Genomic DNA, 20,685 nt, shown 5'->3' on the forward strand with positions numbered 1-20,685 from the left:
TTTTTTATCATGGAGCCAACTCAAACAATAAATCTAATTGCATTAAGCCTCATAGTAGTTATGCATGCAGGAGTTTTAGCCCTAAGACTAGGAATTAGTTTAGGTAGGAATTAAAATCTATTAGAAAATTTAAATTTATAAGGTAATAATATAATTAACACTGAATTGATTGATTCAGAAAATTACTAGTGCTAAATTTGTCAAAATCTTTTTATAAAAATAGTTATTTTTACAAAAAATACTTATGTCCTGTATTTATAAAAAGACAACAAAAACAGGACAATTTTGTATCTTTAATTTTTTTTATTATAAAAATTTGCTTTTCCCTTTTAGCAATAATAAGCTTGATTAAACTTGGTTACAGCTCCAAAGTCAGGTTGACAAGATTAAGGGAAATTCAAGACTCATTTTCATACGAAAAATATAGATTTAATGTTTTAACAAATAAGTTTGATGATTTATTTTCTTCTGAAGGTGAGCAAAGATTTATGAAGGATCAGGATCAAATAATTTCTAGGGACATTATCAGAGTAATATGGCGTTGATAGGGATGATCTAGAATCATTCTACTTTTCATTTTTCTATTAACTTTTTTGCTAGTGAGTAAGAACATTAAGGGTTTAGTCCTAATAACTGGAACAACTTCAGGAGTTGGATTAAATACTCTAAAACCTCTATTAAGATTTGGATGGGAGGTTATAGCTGTTAATCGATCAAATAAAAGAGCTATAAAAATAGCTGAAGAATTCTTGACAAAAGAGGAAGTTAAAAATGTTCATTTTATAGAAGTAGATCTTTCTAACTTGGACGATGTGAGAAAAGGTTGCCATGAAATATTAGAAAGATTTAAAAAACCAATAAATTCTCTTATTTGTAATGCAGCAGTCTATAAGCCGAGATTAAAGAGACCTGAAAGGTCTCCCCAGGGGTTTGAAAACTCTATGGCAGTAAATCATTTTGGCCATTTTCTTATGATAAACCTTCTTATAGAAAATATTTTATCTTCTGAAAGAGAAATTGTTTTAAATGGTAAATCAACTTTATTCAAGCCAAGAATTACAGTATTAGGGACAGTTACGGCTAATTATTCAGAACTTGGAGGAAGGATCCCCATCCCTGCCCCAGCTGATTTGGGAGATTTATCTGGATTCAAAAATGGTTTTTTATCTCCGATAAGTATGGCGAATGGAAAGAAATTTAAACCTGGTAAGGCTTACAAGGATAGCAAACTTTGCAATATGGTGACCGTTCAGGAATTATCAAAAAGATATCCTGCAGATAGGATTATTGTAAATTCTCTATATCCTGGATGTGTTGCTGATACAAAACTTTTTAGAGATACACCTTGGTTATTTAGATTACTTTTCCCGATATTTCAAAAATTCATAACAAAAGGATATGTCTCACAAAGATTGGCAGGAGAGAGGGTCGCTCAAGTTGCTACCTATAAAGAATTTGCTAAACCATCAGTCCATTGGAGCTGGGGAAATCGTCAAAAAACTGGCAGAAAAGCTTTTTCTCAAAAGTTGTCAAAAAGAATAATTGATACGAAGACCTCTCAACAAACTTATGATTTAACAAGCCAATTGGTAGGATTAGATTAATTTAGACTAATCAAATCCTAATAAATCAAAAATTTCTCTATCTTTAAGTGGATTGCCTTCTAAAGGTTCTACGTTCTCAAGCATATTTTTAGCAAGAGATAAATATTCATTTTGAACTTCAATTACATCTTCAGTTGGTTCCATTTCAAAAATGGTGCATTTTTTTAGTCTTGATCTTCTGATGGCGTCGACATCTTTAAAGTGAGCCATAGTTTTTAAACCTGTTCTTTCATTGAATTTATCAATTTGGTCTGTATCTTTTGATCTATTTGCGACTACACCACCTAATCTGACTTTATAATTTTTTGCTTTTGCTTTGATTGCAGAGACTATTCTATTCATAGCGAATATTGAATCAAAGTCATTAGCAGTAACAATTAGACAGTAATTTGCATGTTGCAATGGAGCTGCAAATCCCCCGCAAACGACGTCTCCAAGGACATCAAAAATAACAACATCAGTATCTTCTAATAAGTGATGTTCTTTTAACAGTTTAACTGTCTGACCGGTTACATATCCCCCGCACCCTGTTCCAGCAGGAGGGCCTCCACTTTCGACGCACATTACGCCATTAAAACCTTCAAACATGAAATCGGTTGGCCTCAATTCTTCGCTATGAAAATCTACCTCTTCGAGAATATCGATAACTGTAGGAACCATTTTGTGCGTCAAAGTGAAAGTGCTATCGTGTTTAGGATCACATCCAATTTGTAGAACCTTTTTACCTAATTTTGAGAATGCTGCAGAAAGGTTTGATGATGTAGTTGATTTTCCGATACCACCCTTCCCATACACGGCAATAACTAAAGCCCCTTCTTCAATATTTATTTTTGGATCTTGCTTTACTTGAACACTTCCTTCTCCATCAAGAGGTCTATTTATAGTACTTGTCATTTAAAGTTTAAAACACATTATTATTTATATTCTTGCAGCGTAAATACACATGAAATATGTTTCTAAACAAATATGTATTTAATTGTATTAAAAGTGGGAAATATGTTCTTATAACTGGATTTTTAGGATTAAATCTTTTGAATTATGAGTGAAAATACTCATGACTTAATTACAATTTATCAGTAAAAATTAACTGAAATATGCTTTGGCGTCGTAAAGGGTTTCATCGCTTATCTCTGGAATTCCTCTCAAGATTGCGTATTTTTCAGTATTTGTTTTGACTTTACCTCTTACAAAAAATGGAACTTTTGTTAATTCAGCTCTACCAGATTCAGTCCAGATAATTCCTTCTTTACTATTTTTTTCTTTTTTTTCGTGAGAATTTAAAAAGTCCTTTGTTTGCGTAGCTGTATGTCCTAAATGGCTTTGATGACCATCAACAAACTCAAAATCATGTTTGAACATATCAATAAGATGCTCTTCTAAGCCCATCATTAGGGGATGTACCCAGTCATCAAAAATCACATTTGCTCCTTCCCAACCCATTTGAGGGCTGTATCTTGCCGGAACATCTTGTACATGCATTGGAGTACTAATTACTGAGCATGGAATACCGAGTCTTTTTGCGCTATGCCTTTCCATTTGGGTTCCTAAAACTAGTTCAGGAGCGGCTTTTTTCATGGCATCTTCTACTTCTAGATAATTGTTGGTTATTAGAGCTTCTACATTTAGATCTTTTGCAGTAGCTCTTACTTGCCTTGCCATCTCCCTACTGTATGTACCAAGACCAACTACTTCAAAACCCAATTCCTCTTTGGCAATTTTTGCAGCCGCAATTGCATGTGTTCCATCACCAAAAATAAAAACTCTTTTGCCAGTTAAGTAATTAGAATCAACTGATTTCGAGTACCATGGAAGTTTTGACTTGTGTTCTAATTCTTCCTTATTTGTCAAAGGGAGATCCAACTTATTATGAACTTCATTTATAAATTCAATTGTATTTTTTATTCCAATTGGAATAATATTTGTATATTCCATTCCAAAGTTCCGTCTAAGCCATTCACATGATGCTTCAGCAATTTCTTGATAAAGACAAATATTTATTTCAGCATCAATTAACCTTTTAATATCATCTGGACTAGCACCTAATGGAGCAACAACGTTTGTATCTATTCCTTGTTCTGAGAGTATACGTTGGATTTCAATAACATCATCCCTGCATCTAAATCCTAGTAATGAAGGACCCAATATATTGACTTTTGGTCTGCGACCTAATTTCTTCCACCTTAGAGCACTTATTTTTTCTGAAGAACTTACTTTCTCTTTTAAAAGAGTTCTTGTTAATTGATAAAAGGTTTCTGAAGCTCCCCAATTTTCTTTCTTGCTATAAGCAGGTAATTCAAGATTAACAATTGGCATATCAAACCCCATTCCTTTCGCAAGAGCTCCAGGTTGGTCTTGGATAAGTTCTGCTGTACAACTTTCTCCAACTAAAAGAGTTTTTGGTTTGAATCGATCTACGGCTTCCTTAATATTTTTCTTCACTAATTCGGCTGTATCTCCTCCTAGATCTCTGGCCTGAAAAGTTGTATATGTAACTGGAGGCCTTTGCCCTCTCCTTTCAATCATTGTAAAAAGAAGATCTGCATATGTATCTCCTTGAGGGGCATGAAGCACATAATGTATATCTTTCATTGAGGAGGCAATTCTCATCGCACCTACATGCGGTGGGCCTTCATATGTCCAAAGAGTTAATTCCATACTTTTTTAATGCGTTACTAAAGTTTTTGAAGTTAGTATTTGATTCCTTTTTAAAGGTTTGGAGAAGAGACCAGCTAAATCTGCGGCTTGATCAATTCCATGAATTGGACTGAATACCATTTCTATTGACCACTTAGTACTAATCCCCTCCGCCTCAAGCGGGTTAGCTAAACCCATTCCGCAAACTACTAAGTCTGGATTAGATTCTCTCACTCGATCTAATTGTTTTTCTACATGTTGCCCTTCAATAATTTTTGTATTATCAGGTAATAAATTAATCTCCTCTTTCATTAAATCCTTATTTAGGTAAGGAGTGCCTACCTCTATAAGATCCATTTCGCATTCATTATGCAAAAATCTTGCCAAAGATATCTCTAGTTGCGATTCAGGAAGAAGAAATAATCTTTTCCCCTTAAGTATTTCTTTATGAGGTTCAAGAGCAAGTTTTGCTCTATTGATAAATGGCGAAATAATTTCATGAACTTTAAGTTCACTAATTTTGAAAGCTTTGGCTGCAGCTAAAAACCATTTAGTACTTCCTTCGATACCTAGAGGAAATGGAGCCGAAATTATTTCACAACCGCGATGTTTAAGGTCTCGAACCGTATCACTTAAATAGGGCTGAGTTAATAATACTTTTGTGTTTTTGCCAATCTTTGGTAATTCTGTTGATTGCCTTGGTGGAAAGCTCTCAACATTTGAAATCCCTAAATTTCTAAAAATCTTTTTAAAACGATCCTCTACATTATTTGCGAGAGTCCCAACTAATAATAATTTGTCCTCATTTGAAGACTCCATTAATGGAATTAAAGCTTTTAAGGCGCCATCCTCTCCTTGGGTAAAAGTTGTTTCAATCCCACTGCCAGAGTAATTAACGAATCTTACTTTGCCCAAAAATCTTTTATTTAATTTCTCTGCGACTGTTGCAAGATCTAGTTTAATTACTTCACTCGGACAAGATCCAACTAGAAAAAGAGTTTTTATTTCTGGTCTTCTTGAAATAAGATCATTAATCACTCGATCTAATTCTTCATGAGCGTCAGCAAGACCAGCAAGATCTTTTTCTTCAAGAATAGCCGTCCCAAATCTTGGTTCAGCAAAAATCATAACTCCAGCAGCACTTTGAATTAAATGAGCACATGTCCTCGAGCCTACTACCAGAAAAAAAGCATCAGGCATTCTTCGGTGGAGCCAAACTATTGAAGTTAAGCCACAAAAAACTTCCCTGGGCCCAGTTTCCTTATCAAATTCAACTTTACTCATTAATAATTTTCAAGAGCTTATATTTCAAGCTTGCATAAACTTTTAAATTTAAGAAAGTAATTAATAAGTTCTCTTACAAAACGTACACATTTAAAAAACTTATATGAATGTTTAAATACTTAAATGAGAATTATAAAAAAAAACTTTTGGGGCGTATTTTAATTTCTGTAGAAGGAATTTCCTTGACTTGTTTTTGAAATCTTCCATACATTTCTAGCTATTTTGGTAGCTAATAATCCTGCTCTTTCTAACTTAGATTTCCCGGGTTTTGCTCCAATTAAAGCTGTCACTTCTGAAGTAGTTAAAGGTGCTCCTGTATTTATAGCTAATTGCGTTAACTCCAATCTATCTCTAAGGTTTTTGAGATTTACTTTTTCAATTTTATCTTCTTCTAACCAACTAAAAGATGGGTCTTTCTGAGATAGTTTTTGCATTAAACTTAGGCTAACTAATCCAAGAGTTTGATCAGGAGTTAATTCTTTTTCAGTCCCAGAAACATTTGGTTCTTTTTTTTGAGAAGTTCCCATAAAAATGCATATCTTTATACTTGAAGTTATCGTTTTGTGGGAAGCATGCAAGTAAATTTAATAGAAAAATGAACCCTTATCAGTTATAGTCGCGTGAATGGAACCAACTTCTAGTTTAAACAGAGGGAACCGAAAAAAAGGGAGTTCTCTTGTCACAGGATCTGAGGTGCAATCTCAGGCCAGTGGTGCTAGCTGTTTTATTACAACTGATTCAGAAAAGTCTTTGGTATCCAGACAAGCAAGTCAAGTTGAGCAAATTGAGTTAAGAACATATGTTTTTTTAGATTCTCTTCAACCTCAATTAGCTGCATATATGGGTACGGTTAGTAGAGGTTTTTTACCTATTCCTGGTGATTCATGTCTTTGGATGGAAGTTTCGCCTGGGATGGCCGTTCATAGAGTCACTGATATTGCCTTAAAAGCAAGTAATGTAAGACTTGGTCAGATGATTGTAGAAAGAGCATTTGGTTCACTTGCTCTGTACCATAAAGATCAAAGCACTGTTTTACATTCTGGAGATGTTGTTCTAGATGCTATTGGAAGTGAAGTTAGAAAAAGAACAAAACCTGCAACAAGTTGGACTGAAGTCATTCGCGCGATTACTCCAGACCATGCTGTTTTAATAAATAGACAAAACAGAAGTGGATCAATGATTCAATCTGGAATGAGTATGTTTATATTGGAAACTGAACCTGCTGGTTATGTTTTAAAAGCAGCAAATGAAGCTGAAAAAGCATCTAATATAACTGTTGTTGATGTAAAGGCAGTTGGCGCTTTTGGTAGATTAACTCTCGCCGGGAAAGAAGGAGATGTAGAAGAAGCCGCAGCTGCTGCTATAAGAGCAATTGAAGAAATTTCAAATTATTGAGAATTTTTTATTTAAACCTTTTTTAACTTAAACCTATCTCTTTTTTTAAAAAAGGAGACATAATTTTTGCAGCTTTACCTCTACTACCTAATTTATTTAGTTGTGATTGTGAGAGCTCACCGTAAACACAATTAGCTTCCTTAACCCAAAAAATAGATTCGAATTCCCCATTAGGATATTTGGGGTTCTTAAGAATTTCTCCCCAGCATATTCCTGTTGTATCTTTAACTAAGTTTCCTGAGGGATCGCACAAAACCATACAACTTATAAATCTTGCACTCCTATAAGGACTATCAGAAAGTTCATTAATTAATTTTTTAATTTTCTCATCATTATTTTTGGCATATCGAGCAGAATAAATTCCTGGTCGACCATCTAAAACATCTACTTCAAGACCCGAGTCATCAGCTAATGCCCAAGTTTTTGTCTCTAAAGAAGCTGCCTTGGCTTTAAGTAGTGCATTCTCAAAATATGTTTCCCCAGTTTCTTCGATATTTAAATATTCTGGTTGCTTCTCAACCTTTAAAGATAAAACATCCAGCATCTCTGAAATTTCAGATACCTTTCTTAGGTTGCCACTTGCAATAGTTAGAACTGGAAGGTTCAAAATAATATAAAAAATTTATTGTGAATATTATCTTACTTCAAAGCTTGATACGGAGACAGGAAAGGTTGAACATTCCACACCTGTGTAGACAGGGCCTGTCTCGTACGGAAATAACATAATGTAAATTTTTTCTTAACACAACAGTATGTTTTGATGCACTAACTAATTCGCATAAGTATTGACATATCAATAGTACCAAGGGTGATAAGTTTAACTTATGAATGATAGAAAAAACATTAATGGAGATTTTGTCGAAAACGCTTGACTTATAAGTACTTAATGAAGCATTCTTCGAATTGAACATTCCACATTTAGTATTTAGTAGACAATGGCTACAGAAACAATGGGTATCGCTCTCGGCATGATCGAGACACGCGGACTTGTACCTGCAATCGAAGCAGCAGACGCAATGACAAAGGCAGCAGAAGTTCGCCTTATTGGTCGTGAATTCGTTGGTGGCGGTTATGTCACAGTATTAGTTAGAGGCGAAACAGGCGCAGTTAACGCAGCTGTAAGAGCTGGTGCTGATGCTTGTGAAAGAGTTGGTGACGGTTTAGTTGCAGCTCACATTATTGCTCGTCCTCATAGAGAAGTTGAACCTGCTTTAGGTAACGGTGAATTTCTTGGTCAAAAGGACTAATTAATTAAAGCAAGATTTATAAATTTTGCACAATAATTATTTTCCCTATACAGACCTAAATTTATCCTTATGAGTAAGAAGTATGACGCAGGGGTAAAGGAGTACAGAGATACCTACTGGACTCCAGAATATGTACCCCTAGACACCGATTTACTAGCCTGTTTCAAATGTACAGGTCAGGAAGGTGTTCCAAGAGAAGAAGTTGCAGCAGCTGTTGCCGCTGAATCTTCAACAGGTACTTGGTCAACAGTTTGGTCCGAGTTACTTACAGACTTAGAATTTTATAAAGGACGTTGTTATCGAATCGAAGACGTTCCTGGAGATCCTGAAGCTTTCTATGCTTTTATTGCATATCCTTTAGATCTTTTTGAAGAAGGCTCAATTACAAACGTATTAACATCTCTTGTAGGAAACGTTTTTGGATTTAAAGCTCTAAGACATCTCCGTCTAGAAGATATTAGATTCCCAATTGCTTTCATTAAAACTTGCGGTGGTCCACCAAACGGAATCGTAGTTGAAAGAGATCGACTTAACAAATATGGAAGACCTCTACTTGGTTGTACCATCAAACCTAAATTAGGATTATCTGGTAAAAACTATGGTCGAGTTGTATATGAATGTCTTAGAGGCGGTCTTGATTTAACGAAGGATGATGAGAATATTAATTCTCAACCATTCCAACGTTGGAGAGAAAGATTTGAGTTTGTTGCAGAAGCAGTTAAGCTTGCTCAGCGAGAAACTGGTGAAGTTAAAGGTCACTATCTAAATTGTACTGCTAACACTCCTGAAGAACTCTATGAAAGAGCTGAATTTGCAAAAGAGCTAGATATGCCAATCATCATGCATGATTATATAACTGGTGGTTTTACTGCAAATACTGGATTAGCTAATTGGTGTCGTAAAAATGGCATGCTTCTGCATATTCACAGAGCTATGCATGCTGTTATTGATAGACATCCAAAGCATGGAATTCACTTCAGAGTTCTTGCAAAATGTTTGAGACTATCTGGAGGAGACCAATTACATACTGGAACCGTGGTTGGAAAACTAGAAGGTGATCGTCAAACAACTCTTGGTTATATTGACAACTTAAGAGAGTCATTTGTTCCTGAAGATAGATCTAGAGGTAACTTCTTTGATCAAGATTGGGGTTCAATGCCTGGAGTATTTGCAGTCGCATCAGGTGGTATCCATGTTTGGCATATGCCTGCACTTCTAGCGATCTTTGGGGATGATTCATGCCTTCAGTTCGGTGGAGGAACACATGGTCATCCATGGGGTTCAGCTGCTGGAGCTGCAGCTAATAGAGTTGCTTTAGAAGCTTGTGTAAAAGCCCGTAATGCTGGTCGCGAAATCGAAAAAGAGAGTAGAGACATTCTTATGGAAGCTGCTAAGCATAGTCCTGAATTAGCTATTGCTCTAGAAACTTGGAAGGAAATTAAGTTCGAGTTTGACACTGTCGACAAGCTTGATGTTCAGGGTTAACTCAAGTTTCGAAGTTGAGGAGATTAATTCTCCTCAAACTTATTAAAATCTCGTTTTTACGAGTAATTACATTCACATTTTGATTAATTATGCCTTTCCAGAGCACAGTAAGCGACTATCAAACAGTTGCAACCCTGGAAACATTCGGTTTTTTACCACCGATGACCCAGGAAGAAATATATGACCAAATTGCGTACATAATTGCTCAAGGTTGGAGTCCAGTTATTGAGCATGTTCATCCAAGTGGATGTATGCAAACTTATTGGTCTTATTGGAAACTCCCATTCTTTGGGGAAAAAGATCTTAACTTGATCGTGAGCGAATTAGAGGCATGCCATAGAGCATACCCTGATCATCATGTAAGAATCATCGGATACGATGCTTACACTCAAAGTCAAGGAACAGCTTTTGTAGTTTTCCAAGGACGTTAAAGCTACTTATTGTAGTTAATATCTTTCTCCAAAAAATTTTTTGGAGAAAGTTTTTCAAAAAAGTTTTTAAAGAATTTCAAACTTGAAGATTATGTCAAAAAAAACCAGTAGAGAGATTGCACTTGAAAGAAGAAAGGCTATGAGTGATAGCGGTAAAAAAGCTGCTGCTTATTCTTCAACTACCAAAGATAGAGTTCGATCTTCTCAAGATATAAACATTTCTGGGACTCAGTCTTCTCTTAATAATATTTCTAAAACAGCTACAAAACATATTCCAAAAACTCAGGTAAACAGCAATTCTTCAACAACTTTATCTAGTAAAGAGTTAGTAATAGAGAGAAGAAAAGCAATGTCTACCCATGGGAAATCAGCTATAACTTCATCCGATAGAACCCGTACTGATGTTAAAAAAGAAAGTCCTGTAAACATAGTTAAATCAACCATAAATAAAAATCAAGAAAGTCAGGATTCAACTAGTACAGAATCTAAGTCTCTAAAACCCAATGTTAAGAGAAGAATTAATCAGAAGAGAAAGCCTATTACTAATACAAGCAGAGATATTGTTTTAGCGAGAAGAGAAGCTCAATCTAAGCATGGTAAATCAGCAACTAAACAAAATACCAGTGCCGCTTCTTTAGCTAGAAGGGGAGACCCAGATTTAAGTAGTAGAGAAATTTCTCAGAGAGTGAGAGAGCTAAGAAGTAAAACTGGTGCTACAGGCAAAAAAGGTAATGGTAAATGTAGACCATGTGGTCCAAATAAAAATGGCGCCAAACAAAATATTGCAGATGCTAGCTGGAAAGTTGGTAAAAGTGAAACTGATTCAGGTCAAATAGTGACTGGAACACAAGCTAATAGATCTGTAAAAACTACTGGTAATGAAGCAAGTACATGCAGAACAGTTACTGGCACCCAATACATGGGAGCAGAAGTTGTTGATCAATTTTGTCAAGATAGACCAAGTTATAAACAGCCACTTAGATCTACTGTTACTGCAACAACATCAGGAAATAAAGTGACTGGGAATGAAGTTGGTAGATCTGATAGGGTCACAGGCGATGAGCCAGGGACTTGTAAAAACCTTACAGGTACTGAATATGTATCTTCTAATCAATCACAGAAGTATTGTGGTGATGTTCCAAAAAATCCTTCAAAGGTTAAACACAGTACAACAACCGATGGATTAAAAGTATCTGGATCACTTCCTGGTAGATCAACCCTAGTTACTGGAGATGAATCAGGTTCTGGACATCAGTTAACTGGAGATCAATATCTTGGCTCTGAGCCAAATCCAAAAGGTAAAGCATTTGAAAAAGTAGGTACTTACAACACTCTTAATGGGAATAATGTAACTGGTACAGGAGTTGGAAGATCAGACCATATGACAGGCAATGAACATGGGAGTTGTAAGAATGTAACTGGCGATGAGTACATAGGATCTCAACAATACGAGAAGTTTTGCGGTTCAAAACCAAAACCAGAAGCTAGAAAAGTAGGTTTAAGTCTTTCTTCAAAGTCAAATTTAATAAGCGGCACTATGACAGGAAGATCAGAAATAGTAACTGGAGATGAACCAGGTTCATGCAAAGTGTTAACAGGAACACCATACGCAGGCTTAGATCAGATTAATGAAAATTGTAGTAATGAAATTTCTGAAGATATGAAATCCCGATCAACAGTTAATTCTGGAAATAATTCAAATGCCAGACTTACAGGACAGCAGCCAGGAATTGGCGGAGTAATGACAGGTGCTAAGAAAGGTGCTTGTAAAAATCTAACTGGTACTCCCTATGTTGGTGGAGATCAGCTCTCACAAGCTTGTGATAATCCTCCACATGATACGGCTTATGCGAATCCGGAAAAGTCAGCAGGTAACTCTTGGAAGGAATTCTCTGTTAAATCACCATCAAGAGATAAATACTCTGAAAAAAATACTCAAGGTGTTACTGGTAATGAATATGAAAATGGTTCGAAGGTGACAGGACCTTTTGATATGGCAGTTGATAAGGTCACTGGTACTGAAAAATTTAGATTTGAACCGAATAAAAATATTACTTATAAACAAAAAATGGAAATTGAAGAGGCAGACCGGGCTGCAAAGACACCAGAAAAAAGAGTCGCATCAAGGATTACTGGTGAAGGACAATCAGTGGGAAACGTAACTGGTGACGATTGGGATCGCGGTGATAAGGTAACAGGTACAGAGGGAGCTTCTTCTAGAAAGAGAAATCCATCAAGAGCAGGATTCATGAGTGCAATGCCCCCTATGGAAGTAAAAAGAAATGACGAGACAGAAAAGCCAGATTTCTTGATAACCGGATCAAGTGGTAATACTCGTGAAGGTCAACTTGTTACCTTTTCAGGTGGTGCACGAGGTTAATTAATGCCTTTAAGAGGACTGGCAAAAGCCAAGAACTTTACATTGGGGCCTACAGCTCCAATGAAAACTTTTACGGAAAATATTCATATACAAACTAAAGAATCAAATAATTTCGCAAATTCTGGAAAATCTCATAAATTAACTAATAATATCCAAAATGAGAATTTATATAAGTATGAAAGCAAAATAAAAAGTGATTTTGACGAAATTGTTCCAACTCTAAAGGAAATTGCTCGAATACAACATCATGAAGATTTTATAACTAAAGCTCAGATAATATCAAGAAAAAATTTGGGAATAGATCTGCCCCATCATGTATTAGATAAATCTTGGGTTAAACCTCTCGATATGAGAGCTCTATATGCATGGTGTGCTTTTAAACAACATGAGAAGCTTAGTGATAATTTTTTTAAAAATGATCCACTTGAGGGTGCTTCAGGAAGTAGAGGTGCGGAAGATTTTGAAAAATTTCTTTTAGATTGTGGAATACATTTACTTGATATAACTCCTTGTTCAGATGGGCGATTAGCTCATTCAGTTGCTTATGTAATGAGAATACCTTTTAGTTCAGTAAGAAGAAGATCCCATGCTGGAGCACTGTTTGATATTGAAAATACCGTTAATCGTTGGGTAAAAACTGAACATAAAAGATATAGAGAGAATATCCCTAATGAAGCGCATAAAGATACCAGATACTTAAAAGTTGTAACTTATCATTTTAGTTCTGTAGATCCTTTGCATCAGGGATGCGCAGCTCATGGGAGTAATGACGAGTTAGCTGCAAAAGAAGGTAGAAACAAATTATATGCTTTCAAAGAAGCTGTAGAAAACAGCTTTTGCTGCGGAGCTTCTGTGGATTTAATGTTAATTGGACTTGATACAGACACTGATTCATTAAAAATACATTTATCAACTAGCGATGGCCGTATAGATTTAGAAAAAACTATTTCTACATTAGAAATTTACAATTCAACAATAAATTTTTCAAAAGAGGATGCGGAAAGAGAAATTTGCCAGACAATTGCTAAGCAATCTTCAAAAGATAAACTTAGTGGACTGGAAAAATTTACGTATAAATTAATTGTCAATAATATTTCTCAAATTGATTATGTTAAGAGTTTTCATAATGGTTCTTATGAAGACATTGGACATGCAGAGAGGTTTATTGGAGTAGGTATAGGTTTTAAAGAAGTACATCTCAGAAATTTAACTTATTTTGCTCATTTAGATACAGTCGAAGAAGGGGCCCCAGATTTAGATGTAGGAGTGAAGATTTTTACTGGATTAAATGTTTCTCAAGATCTACCTATTCCAGTAGTAATAAGATTTGATTACTCTGGCAAAGTACCTGGCGCAAAAGAGAGGGCAATAAATGATTGTGAAAGAGTTAATAATGCGATATCAATTAGATATAAAAATTTAGTTGATCAAGGGTTGGTACATACTTGCTCTACTATTAGAGATAGGGACAATATTCATTCCGCCCAAATTATTGGAATGTCTTTAGATAAAAAAACAGAGGAGGCTCACTAATTATGTTAATTTGCAAGGTTGTAAAACCACTTGTTTCTACCAATAGGATTCCTGGTTTTGAACATAAACATCTGCAGGTTGTATTAGATGGTTCTTCTAATAAAGTTGCAGTTGATGCTGTTGGCTGTAAGCCAGGAGATTGGGTTATTTGTGTAGGAAGTTCTGCTGCTAGGGAAGCAGCGGGAAGTAAATCTTATCCAAGCGATTTAACGATTGTTGGAATAATTGATCATTGGGATCCTGACAAGTCATAAAAAAGGAGGATATAAATTGTGGAAATTATGAAGGTATTAGGAAGGATGGTATGCACTCAAAGAGTCGCTGGCTTAGGTCATATGAATTTACGAATTTTAGAAAATAATAAAGGAAAGAAATTAGTTGCTGTTGATCCTGTTGGAGCTAGAGAAGGTAACTGGGTTTTCACTTCTAGTGGCTCTGCTGCAAGATTTGCATGCCCTAATCCAGAAGTTCAAACCGATTTAACAATTGGCGGTATTATTGATTATTGGGAGAGTGACTAAAAATTTTAACTTCAAAATTTATTGTGAAACTTTATTGAAGGTATAGTGTAATTAGTCTTGATTAAAGAATGTAATGTGGAATGAAAGAGAATCACCTTTAAGGATTGAAAAAAGATTTGAATTTGATCAATACTCAAAAATTAGTAAATTCATGGGGGAGATTGAGAAATTATGTAAAGAAAGGGATATCTATCCAAATATCAGCTTCGGTAAGAATTTTGTAAGTCTTTCAATATTTTTAGATAATAAAGAAATATCAGACAAGGAAAAAGACTTCTCAATGGATATTGATAAATTTTATTTAGAAGATTAGTCCTTTTTAATAATTATTTGGCTTTGCAATATCTCTTTTGATTAAAGCCATTAAATATGTAGGTGCTTTATATCTACCAGGTAGACATCTATTTAAAGTTTCAAGATGACTCCAACACACTGTCTTTTCTATATCTTTCACTGAGTTCCCTTTTAAAATTAATAGTCTAAGCGCTTTGCAAAATAAAGGATAACCTGCTTCTAGTTCATCTATATTAAGCTTTGCTGCTGACATAGATCAAAGATGAATTATCAACTAATAATCTATACAACCATGGTGCACAATTGGTTCATTTTTTAAATTTCTCAATAATTAGAAATTAATCTAAAAATGCGACGCAATCTATTTCAACTAAAACTCCTTTTGGTAGAGATGAAACTTCCACACAGGCCCTTGCAGGAGGATTCTCTATATTAAAAAAATCACTATATATTTTATTGACAATTTGAAAATTACTTAAGTCTGTTAAGTAAATAGTTGTTTTTATCACATCCTCTATTTTTGCTCCACCAGCTTTAAGAACCTCTGCGAGATTTTTTAAAACTTGAATAGTTTCCTTCTCTATGTCACCTAAACATGTTATTTCATTTAAAGCTGGGTCTATAGCAATTTGACCAGAACAATAGATAAAATCCCCAGCTTTTATCGCTTGATTATAAGGTCCTACTGGATCTGGAGCCTTTGATGTTTTAATTACTTGTTTTGGGGACATTTGTTTAAAAAGATACCTATCCATTTAAACCCATAAATCTTTATTTGCTCTTAAAAAAGTAAATTCTTCTAAATTTTTTGCTCTTAAGAAAAGGTTTATTTTCATCTCTTCATTAAGTAAAAATGGAATTGTCAATTCATTAATAGAAAGTTTTTTTTCAACTTCCGAAAGTTTATTTTTTATTGCTTGATCTTTTGGCTTGAGATTCAATGCCCACAATATATTTGCCTTTGTATATTCATGTGCACAATATATGAGAGTATTTTTTGGTAAAGATTTGATTCTTTCTAGTGAAGAATACATTTGTTGATAAGTTCCCTCAAAAATTCTTCCACAGCCTCCAGAAAATAATGTGTCACCAATAAAAAGAACGGGATTTTCCCCATTCAAAAAGAAGGCTATATGTGAGTTTGTATGTCCTAATACTTCAATTATTTTTATTTCTTCACCTAAAATATTCAAAGTTTCTTCATCTTCTACAGATACATTCTGAAAAGGTATTCGCTTTTTTTCTTTGGAGGAAGCAATCACCTTTACATTTGGCCATCTTTCAATAAGAGACTTCGTCCCTCCAATATGGTCTGAATGATGATGAGTTTGCAAAATAGCTTCTAAGTGAAAATTGTTTTCATTTATGTATTTAATAACTGGTTCGTGAATAGATGGATCTACAACCACAACGGATTTATCTTTTACCAACAACCAAATGACGTTATCACTTAAAACTTTAAGTCCGATTATTTTTCTAGCTTTATTAAATTCCATTGTTAACTTAGAATGAATAATCCTTGGAAGAAATTGATCTATGTTTACTATAGCTTTACCAAAAGGAGCTCTGTTAAAAGATTCAATTTCAACTTTTAAAAAAGCTGGGTTAGATTTCTCTGATGCGTTGGACGAAAATAATAGATCATTAACCTTTGAATCAAATTGCAAACGGGCAAAAGCTTTATTAGTAAGGAATGGAGATGTGCCTGTTTATGTAAGTTATGGTCAGGCTGATTTGGGTATTGTTGGGTATGACGTTTTACGAGAATCTGAATTAAAAGTCGCAAAGTTATTAGATTTAGGATTTGGTGGTTGTCATATGTCGTTAGCGGTTAAGAAAAATAGCAATTATTCAAAACCAACTGATCTTCCAGCGAATTGTAAAGTAGCAAGTAAATTTATAAAAACAGCAAGATCTTATTTTGAAGAATTAAATATTCCTGTAGAAATAGTTCATTTGACAGGATCAGTCGAGCTTGGTCCTATTACAGGTATGGCAGAGGCAATTGTTGATTTGGTAGCAACAGGAAAGACTCTTAAAGAGAATGGTTTAGTTAAAATAGATGATCTTTATTACTCGACTGCAAGACTAATTGGAAATCCTTTATCTATGAGGTTAGATGATAATCATCTCAGAGATACAATTTTATCAATAGAATCAACTAATGCTTTATAAAAGATTAACTAAATGTTTTTTAAAGATTTTAGAAGGATTAAAAAGTTAGGTAAATATTTAACTAAAGATAAAAAAACAATCTATCTAATCTTGATAGTTTTGTTACCTGTTTCTTTCTCTGGAGCTATTCAACCATTATTAGTTGGTCAAGCAATTACTCTTCTAAAGAACGAAACAACAGATGTTTGGCTAAGTAGAACTATCTTTGGGCAGTCAATAAATGCCATAATCCTAACTTTATTTATAACTGTATTATTCAGATTAGTTCTGCAGGGATATCAAACTTACAATATCCAAGCAGTTGGACAACGTTTGACAGCGAGAATAAGAAGAGAACTTTTTGATCATTCAATATCTTTATCTCTTAGGTATCACGATAAAATGCCTGTAGGTAAATTATTAACGAGATTAACAAATGATGTTGATGCTTTAGCCGAGGTTTTTGGGAGTGGGGCAGTAGGAGTCATTGCTGACTTCGTTAGTCTGATAGTAATTTCTTTGACAATGCTGTCAATTGATCGAGGGCTTGCCATTTTATTACTTTTGACTCAAATCCCAGTTTCATATTTTATTATTTGGCTTCAAAAACGTTATAGAAGAGCCAATTATCAAGTAAGGGAAGAATTGTCTCAACTCAACTCTGATTTTCAAGAGAATCTTCAAGGTTTAGAAGTCGTTCAGATGTTCAGAAGAGAGGCTTTCAATAGCAAGAAATTTTCCAATACTGGAGTTGCTTACAAGAAAGCAGTAAATGGAACAATATTTTATGACAGTAGTATTTCGGCGTTTATAGAATGGATTTCTCTTGCCGCAGTTTCCTTGGTTTTGGCAGTTGGAGGATATCTTGTTACTTCTGGAAATATTGGTTTAGGAACATTAACAACTTTTATTTTATATTCCCAAAGACTTTTTGAACCTTTAAGGCAGCTTGCAGAAAGATTTACTCAGATCCAAGGAGGTTTAACAGCTGTAGAAAGAATAAATGAATTATTGGATGAAGAAATACAGATTAAGGACACTATTTCTGCAAAACGTTATTTAGAAAATGCTAAAAATGTAAATAAGAAATTTAAGGGCAAAATTGAGTTCAAGAATGTTAATTTTTTCTACAACGAGGGAGAACATATTATAAAAAATTTATCTTTCATGATCAATCCAGGAGAGCATGTGGCTTTCGTAGGACCAACTGGTTCAGGTAAGACTACCATAATAAGACTTTTATGTAGATTATATGAACCTCAATCAGGTCAGATTTTAATCGATGATATAGATATAAAAGATATTCCTATAGCAACCCTTAGAAATATGTTGGGAGTAGTTCTACAAGATACCTTTATCTTTAGTGGCAATGTTGCTGATAATTTGAAACTAAATTCCAACATAGACAATCTTGAATTAGAAAATATTTGCCACGAATTAGGATTAGACAATTTGTTGAAAAAATTACCAGAAGGTTTGAACACCTTACTAAGAGAAAGAGGGGGGAATCTCTCTTCTGGAGAGAGACAACTTCTTTCAGTAGCTAGAGTAGCGATAAGAAATCCTATTGTTTTAATAATGGATGAAGCAACAGCGTTTATGGATCCCTCTACAGAGGCTACATTGCAGAAAGATCTTGAGAGAATTCTGTCAAAAAGAACGGCATTAGTAATAGCTCACAGATTAGCAACTATTGAAAGTTCTGATAAGATTTTAGTCTTAAAAGCGGGATCATTAGTTGAAGAGGGAACACATAGTGAATTGAGAATGAAAAAGGGTTTGTATTTTCAGCTTTCTGAGCTTCAACAAAAAGGATTCGCCAATTTTTAATGATTTTTAGAAACCAAGGATCGTTAACAAAACAATCAAACAGCATATCAAACGAAGAGCTGATAGATCTCTATGGTTTAAATACTTATGAGTTTACTCAAACAAAAAAGGAAGAAATATTTGTATGTAGTAAAAATAAAGATTTAGATCTAATAGAACTAGATCAACTTTTGCAAACTGTTGGTTGGAGTAGAAGACCTATAAGAAGAGTTAAAAGAGCTTTGGATTACAGTATTTTGGTGGTTGGGTTATGGCGTCATGATGATAAATTCCCCAGATTAGTAGGATTTGCGAGATGCACTGGTGATGGAATTTTAGAAGCAACAGTTTGGGATGTGGCTATTAACCCTGTCTATCAAGGACTTGGATTAGGGAAAGAGCTAATGAAATATATCCTGAAAGAATTAAAAAATGTTGGGATTTCTAAAGTAACCCTTTTTGCTGATGCTGAAGTGGTTTCATTTTATAAAAGACAAGGTTGGGTTTTAGAACCAAGAGGCTCTAAATGCGCTTTTTGGTATGCAAATTAATCATTTTTTGTAGTAGTCAAAATATATAGATTTTAATGATTCGCCTTTTAACCATCTTCTTCTAAAGTGCCAGTTCTTAATTGCTTGGAGAAAAATATTAGTTTTTTCCCATTTCCTTGAACTTATAAAAATAGGTGAATTTAATTCTTTTAAATCTTTTTTATTATTTAATCTCCTTAAAAAATCTACATCTTCCATCAAAGGTATCTTTCTAAAACCATTATTCTTGAAATAGGTAGTTCTATGAATTATTAAACCTTGATCACCATAAGGTTGTTTAAAATATTTACTTCTAAAATTTACAAGAATTTCGAGGACTCTATAAATTTTCTTTTTGTGATCAATTTTAAATTTAAAATAGTAAATACTATTCTTATTTCCCTTTAAAAGTAGATTTGTTTTTCTAAACCAATCATGAGTTAATCTTGTGTCTGCATGCAAAAATATGAGCCAGTCTCCTTTTGAATTCCTAGCTCCAATATCTAATTGTAAACCTCGATTCCTTTCTTTGGATATAAATAGTTTCGCTCCATAAATATTTGCTATATCAATAGTTTTATCTTCACTACCACAGTCAACAATAATAATTTCTCCGTCTTTATGAATAGTCGACAAGTCTGAAAGTAATAATGGCAAATTATTAGCTTCATTGATAGTTGGGATGATAATTGAGATTTTAGACAAGTCGATTACTTTCTATTTTCAATATCAATAATTGTATCTATATCTATTTTTTTATCTAAAAACTTAAATTTCAATTTTGTAGAAGCAAAATTATCAATTGTATTTTGAAGAACATTTTCTGTCCCCCACTTAATGTTGATAAAAGGTAAATATATATGCGATGACATTATTTTTTTTGATAAACCAATAAGCCAATATCCTCCATCATTAGATGGTCCTAAAATAAGATCATTTTGTTGAAGCTCTTTTAGAGTATTCAATAAATCTTGATGGCATAAATCTGGAAGGTCAGTACCAATAAAAATAATATTTTTGATCTTATTTCTAGCAAAAAATTTTTTGTTGATAATTATTTGCCTTTTCATTTTTTCTCCCAAGCACCCTTTACCCTGTAAATTAAATTTTTTGATGCCTAATTCTCTAGACCACCTTTTACAATTACCTACCCCCAAACCAGATATAGCAATAGAAATATCAAGTAGTTTATTTTCTTGGAGAAATTTTGCGACTGAAATAGTGTGTTTGGTCATCACACTTTGTACTTTTGCAGAATTACTTTTACCTATATCTTTTGATAATCTTGTTTTGCATCTTCCAAAACCATGCCATTTTGCCATGATAACAAGTAATGCTTTATCCAAGACTTTAGTGAGATTTAAAATAATTATATGCCTATTAA

At 34.1% G+C, this 20,685-nt stretch carries 25 protein-coding genes; 15 read left to right on the forward strand and 10 right to left on the reverse strand.

The features are described 5' to 3' along the window. The first annotated feature begins 9 nt into the window (after window positions 1–9). The 3 genes from psaM (at window position 10) to HA149_RS02835 (ending at window position 1,604) form a co-directional block, all read left to right on the forward strand. The gene (gene psaM / locus HA149_RS02825) at window positions 10–114 is read left to right on the forward strand and encodes a photosystem I reaction center subunit XII (RefSeq protein ID WP_025887817.1); all 105 of its coding nucleotides are present in this window, start codon (window positions 10–12) and stop codon (window positions 112–114) included. 83 nt (window positions 115–197) lie between these two features. Further along, window positions 198–545 carry a hypothetical protein gene (locus HA149_RS09640; protein ID WP_209112835.1) on the forward strand — a complete coding sequence of 116 codons (348 nt, stop codon included), beginning with the start codon at window positions 198–200 and terminating at the stop codon, window positions 543–545. Window positions 546–599: 54 nt separating this feature from the next. Then, entirely contained in the window at window positions 600–1,604 is a 1,005-nt protein-coding gene (locus tag HA149_RS02835; RefSeq protein WP_209112836.1) for a protochlorophyllide reductase, read from the forward strand. Between the two features lie 6 nt (window positions 1,605–1,610). Here HA149_RS02835 and bchL read toward each other — a convergent pair whose 3' ends face one another. The 4 genes from bchL to HA149_RS02855 all read right to left on the reverse strand — a co-directional run bounded on the left by bchL (window position 1,611) and on the right by HA149_RS02855 (window position 6,049). Then, a complete protein-coding gene (gene bchL, locus HA149_RS02840; protein WP_011818051.1) occupies window positions 1,611–2,498 on the reverse strand; it encodes a ferredoxin:protochlorophyllide reductase (ATP-dependent) iron-sulfur ATP-binding protein in 888 nt (295 codons plus the stop codon). A gap of 189 nt (window positions 2,499–2,687) precedes the next feature. Next, window positions 2,688–4,259, reverse strand: a complete 1,572-nt coding sequence (locus HA149_RS02845; RefSeq protein ID WP_209112838.1) for a ferredoxin:protochlorophyllide reductase (ATP-dependent) subunit B — start codon at window positions 4,257–4,259, stop codon at window positions 2,688–2,690. A 6-nt stretch (window positions 4,260–4,265) separates the two neighbouring features. Continuing rightward, window positions 4,266–5,522, reverse strand: coding sequence for a ferredoxin:protochlorophyllide reductase (ATP-dependent) subunit N (locus HA149_RS02850; protein WP_209112840.1), 1,257 nt, complete (start codon window positions 5,520–5,522; stop codon window positions 4,266–4,268). A gap of 158 nt (window positions 5,523–5,680) precedes the next feature. Continuing rightward, entirely contained in the window at window positions 5,681–6,049 is a 369-nt protein-coding gene (locus tag HA149_RS02855) for a hypothetical protein (RefSeq protein WP_011862565.1), read from the reverse strand. Window positions 6,050–6,146: 97 nt separating this feature from the next. Between HA149_RS02855 and HA149_RS02860 the strand changes: the two genes are divergently transcribed. After that, a complete protein-coding gene (locus tag HA149_RS02860; protein ID WP_209112842.1) occupies window positions 6,147–6,917 on the forward strand; it encodes a BMC domain-containing protein in 771 nt (256 codons plus the stop codon). A 22-nt stretch (window positions 6,918–6,939) separates the two neighbouring features. Here HA149_RS02860 and HA149_RS02865 read toward each other — a convergent pair whose 3' ends face one another. Next, window positions 6,940–7,524, reverse strand: coding sequence for a non-canonical purine NTP pyrophosphatase (locus tag HA149_RS02865; RefSeq protein WP_209112844.1), 585 nt, complete (start codon window positions 7,522–7,524; stop codon window positions 6,940–6,942). A gap of 328 nt (window positions 7,525–7,852) precedes the next feature. Between HA149_RS02865 and HA149_RS02870 the strand changes: the two genes are divergently transcribed. The 8 genes from HA149_RS02870 (at window position 7,853) to HA149_RS02905 (ending at window position 14,827) form a co-directional block, all read left to right on the forward strand. Beyond that, on the forward strand, window positions 7,853–8,164 hold the full coding sequence (locus HA149_RS02870) for a BMC domain-containing protein (RefSeq protein WP_002807869.1): 312 nt from the start codon (window positions 7,853–7,855) through the stop codon (window positions 8,162–8,164). Window positions 8,165–8,233: 69 nt separating this feature from the next. After that, the gene (locus HA149_RS02875) at window positions 8,234–9,649 is read left to right on the forward strand and encodes a form I ribulose bisphosphate carboxylase large subunit (protein ID WP_011862567.1); all 1,416 of its coding nucleotides are present in this window, start codon (window positions 8,234–8,236) and stop codon (window positions 9,647–9,649) included. An 89-nt stretch (window positions 9,650–9,738) separates the two neighbouring features. Then, a complete protein-coding gene (locus HA149_RS02880) occupies window positions 9,739–10,080 on the forward strand; it encodes a ribulose bisphosphate carboxylase small subunit (protein WP_011862568.1) in 342 nt (113 codons plus the stop codon). Between the two features lie 91 nt (window positions 10,081–10,171). Then, on the forward strand, window positions 10,172–12,460 hold the full coding sequence (gene csoS2 / locus HA149_RS02885) for a carboxysome assembly protein CsoS2 (protein ID WP_209112846.1): 2,289 nt from the start codon (window positions 10,172–10,174) through the stop codon (window positions 12,458–12,460). Window positions 12,461–12,463: 3 nt separating this feature from the next. Further along, the gene (locus HA149_RS02890; RefSeq protein ID WP_209112848.1) at window positions 12,464–13,993 is read left to right on the forward strand and encodes a carboxysome shell carbonic anhydrase; all 1,530 of its coding nucleotides are present in this window, start codon (window positions 12,464–12,466) and stop codon (window positions 13,991–13,993) included. Between the two features lie 2 nt (window positions 13,994–13,995). Further along, window positions 13,996–14,247, forward strand: coding sequence for a carboxysome peptide A (locus HA149_RS02895; RefSeq protein ID WP_002805244.1), 252 nt, complete (start codon window positions 13,996–13,998; stop codon window positions 14,245–14,247). A gap of 18 nt (window positions 14,248–14,265) precedes the next feature. Further along, the gene (locus tag HA149_RS02900) at window positions 14,266–14,514 is read left to right on the forward strand and encodes a carboxysome peptide B (protein WP_025969106.1); all 249 of its coding nucleotides are present in this window, start codon (window positions 14,266–14,268) and stop codon (window positions 14,512–14,514) included. 73 nt (window positions 14,515–14,587) lie between these two features. Next, on the forward strand, window positions 14,588–14,827 hold the full coding sequence (locus tag HA149_RS02905) for a 4a-hydroxytetrahydrobiopterin dehydratase (RefSeq protein WP_209112850.1): 240 nt from the start codon (window positions 14,588–14,590) through the stop codon (window positions 14,825–14,827). Between the two features lie 6 nt (window positions 14,828–14,833). Here HA149_RS02905 and HA149_RS02910 read toward each other — a convergent pair whose 3' ends face one another. From HA149_RS02910 to gloB, 3 genes are all read right to left on the reverse strand, one after another. After that, entirely contained in the window at window positions 14,834–15,061 is a 228-nt protein-coding gene (locus tag HA149_RS02910; protein ID WP_011862573.1) for a DUF3136 domain-containing protein, read from the reverse strand. An 85-nt stretch (window positions 15,062–15,146) separates the two neighbouring features. Continuing rightward, the gene (locus tag HA149_RS02915) at window positions 15,147–15,539 is read right to left on the reverse strand and encodes a Rid family detoxifying hydrolase (RefSeq protein ID WP_209113918.1); all 393 of its coding nucleotides are present in this window, start codon (window positions 15,537–15,539) and stop codon (window positions 15,147–15,149) included. Window positions 15,540–15,563: 24 nt separating this feature from the next. Continuing rightward, the gene (gloB, locus tag HA149_RS02920) at window positions 15,564–16,304 is read right to left on the reverse strand and encodes a hydroxyacylglutathione hydrolase (protein ID WP_209112853.1); all 741 of its coding nucleotides are present in this window, start codon (window positions 16,302–16,304) and stop codon (window positions 15,564–15,566) included. A 40-nt stretch (window positions 16,305–16,344) separates the two neighbouring features. On the opposite strand from gloB, the gene hisG reads away from it, so the two are divergent. The 3 genes from hisG to HA149_RS02935 are packed head-to-tail and all read left to right on the forward strand — an operon-like array spanning window position 16,345 to window position 19,322. Next, window positions 16,345–16,983 (forward strand): ATP phosphoribosyltransferase, encoded by a 639-nt coding sequence (gene hisG, locus HA149_RS02925; RefSeq protein WP_209112855.1) that lies wholly within the window; start codon window positions 16,345–16,347, stop codon window positions 16,981–16,983. Window positions 16,984–16,995: 12 nt separating this feature from the next. Beyond that, window positions 16,996–18,792 (forward strand): ABC transporter ATP-binding protein, encoded by a 1,797-nt coding sequence (locus HA149_RS02930; protein WP_209112857.1) that lies wholly within the window; start codon window positions 16,996–16,998, stop codon window positions 18,790–18,792. Next, on the forward strand, window positions 18,792–19,322 hold the full coding sequence (locus tag HA149_RS02935; RefSeq protein WP_209112859.1) for a GNAT family N-acetyltransferase: 531 nt from the start codon (window positions 18,792–18,794) through the stop codon (window positions 19,320–19,322). The genes HA149_RS02930 and HA149_RS02935 overlap by 1 nt, the downstream gene beginning before the upstream one ends. Here HA149_RS02935 and HA149_RS02940 read toward each other — a convergent pair whose 3' ends face one another. Further along, window positions 19,323–20,006, reverse strand: coding sequence for a TIGR04283 family arsenosugar biosynthesis glycosyltransferase (locus HA149_RS02940; protein WP_209112861.1), 684 nt, complete (start codon window positions 20,004–20,006; stop codon window positions 19,323–19,325). It lies immediately after the preceding gene. 5 nt (window positions 20,007–20,011) lie between these two features. Then, on the reverse strand, window positions 20,012–20,623 hold the full coding sequence (locus HA149_RS02945) for a TIGR04282 family arsenosugar biosynthesis glycosyltransferase (protein WP_209113920.1): 612 nt from the start codon (window positions 20,621–20,623) through the stop codon (window positions 20,012–20,014). Window positions 20,624–20,685 lie beyond the last annotated feature (62 nt).

Source organism: Prochlorococcus marinus XMU1406, assembly GCF_017696055.1.
In the GTDB taxonomy this organism is placed as follows: domain Bacteria; phylum Cyanobacteriota; class Cyanobacteriia; order PCC-6307; family Cyanobiaceae; genus Prochlorococcus_A; species Prochlorococcus_A marinus_W.

Bases quoted from the DNA above. Each gene is read 5' to 3' on its own strand.
- psaM (WP_025887817.1), top strand. From the start codon at position 10: ATGGAGCCAACTCAAACAATAAATCTAATTGCATTAAGCCTCATAGTA.
- bchL (WP_011818051.1), bottom strand. From the start codon at position 2,498: ATGACAAGTACTATAAATAGACCTCTTGATGGAGAAGGAAGTGTTCAA.
- HA149_RS02845 (WP_209112838.1), bottom strand. From the start codon at position 4,259: ATGGAATTAACTCTTTGGACATATGAAGGCCCACCGCATGTAGGTGCG.
- HA149_RS02850 (WP_209112840.1), bottom strand. From the start codon at position 5,522: ATGAGTAAAGTTGAATTTGATAAGGAAACTGGGCCCAGGGAAGTTTTT.
- HA149_RS02855 (WP_011862565.1), bottom strand. From the start codon at position 6,049: ATGGGAACTTCTCAAAAAAAAGAACCAAATGTTTCTGGGACTGAAAAA.
- HA149_RS02860 (WP_209112842.1), top strand. From the start codon at position 6,147: ATGGAACCAACTTCTAGTTTAAACAGAGGGAACCGAAAAAAAGGGAGT.
- HA149_RS02870 (WP_002807869.1), top strand. From the start codon at position 7,853: ATGGCTACAGAAACAATGGGTATCGCTCTCGGCATGATCGAGACACGC.
- HA149_RS02875 (WP_011862567.1), top strand. From the start codon at position 8,234: ATGAGTAAGAAGTATGACGCAGGGGTAAAGGAGTACAGAGATACCTAC.
- HA149_RS02880 (WP_011862568.1), top strand. From the start codon at position 9,739: ATGCCTTTCCAGAGCACAGTAAGCGACTATCAAACAGTTGCAACCCTG.
- csoS2 (WP_209112846.1), top strand. From the start codon at position 10,172: ATGTCAAAAAAAACCAGTAGAGAGATTGCACTTGAAAGAAGAAAGGCT.
- HA149_RS02890 (WP_209112848.1), top strand. From the start codon at position 12,464: ATGCCTTTAAGAGGACTGGCAAAAGCCAAGAACTTTACATTGGGGCCT.
- HA149_RS02895 (WP_002805244.1), top strand. From the start codon at position 13,996: ATGTTAATTTGCAAGGTTGTAAAACCACTTGTTTCTACCAATAGGATT.
- HA149_RS02905 (WP_209112850.1), top strand. From the start codon at position 14,588: ATGTGGAATGAAAGAGAATCACCTTTAAGGATTGAAAAAAGATTTGAA.
- HA149_RS02910 (WP_011862573.1), bottom strand. From the start codon at position 15,061: ATGTCAGCAGCAAAGCTTAATATAGATGAACTAGAAGCAGGTTATCCT.
- HA149_RS02915 (WP_209113918.1), bottom strand. From the start codon at position 15,539: ATGTCCCCAAAACAAGTAATTAAAACATCAAAGGCTCCAGATCCAGTA.
- gloB (WP_209112853.1), bottom strand. From the start codon at position 16,304: ATGGAATTTAATAAAGCTAGAAAAATAATCGGACTTAAAGTTTTAAGT.
- hisG (WP_209112855.1), top strand. From the start codon at position 16,345: ATGTTTACTATAGCTTTACCAAAAGGAGCTCTGTTAAAAGATTCAATT.
- HA149_RS02930 (WP_209112857.1), top strand. From the start codon at position 16,996: ATGTTTTTTAAAGATTTTAGAAGGATTAAAAAGTTAGGTAAATATTTA.
- HA149_RS02935 (WP_209112859.1), top strand. From the start codon at position 18,792: ATGATTTTTAGAAACCAAGGATCGTTAACAAAACAATCAAACAGCATA.
- HA149_RS02945 (WP_209113920.1), bottom strand. From the start codon at position 20,623: ATGGCAAAATGGCATGGTTTTGGAAGATGCAAAACAAGATTATCAAAA.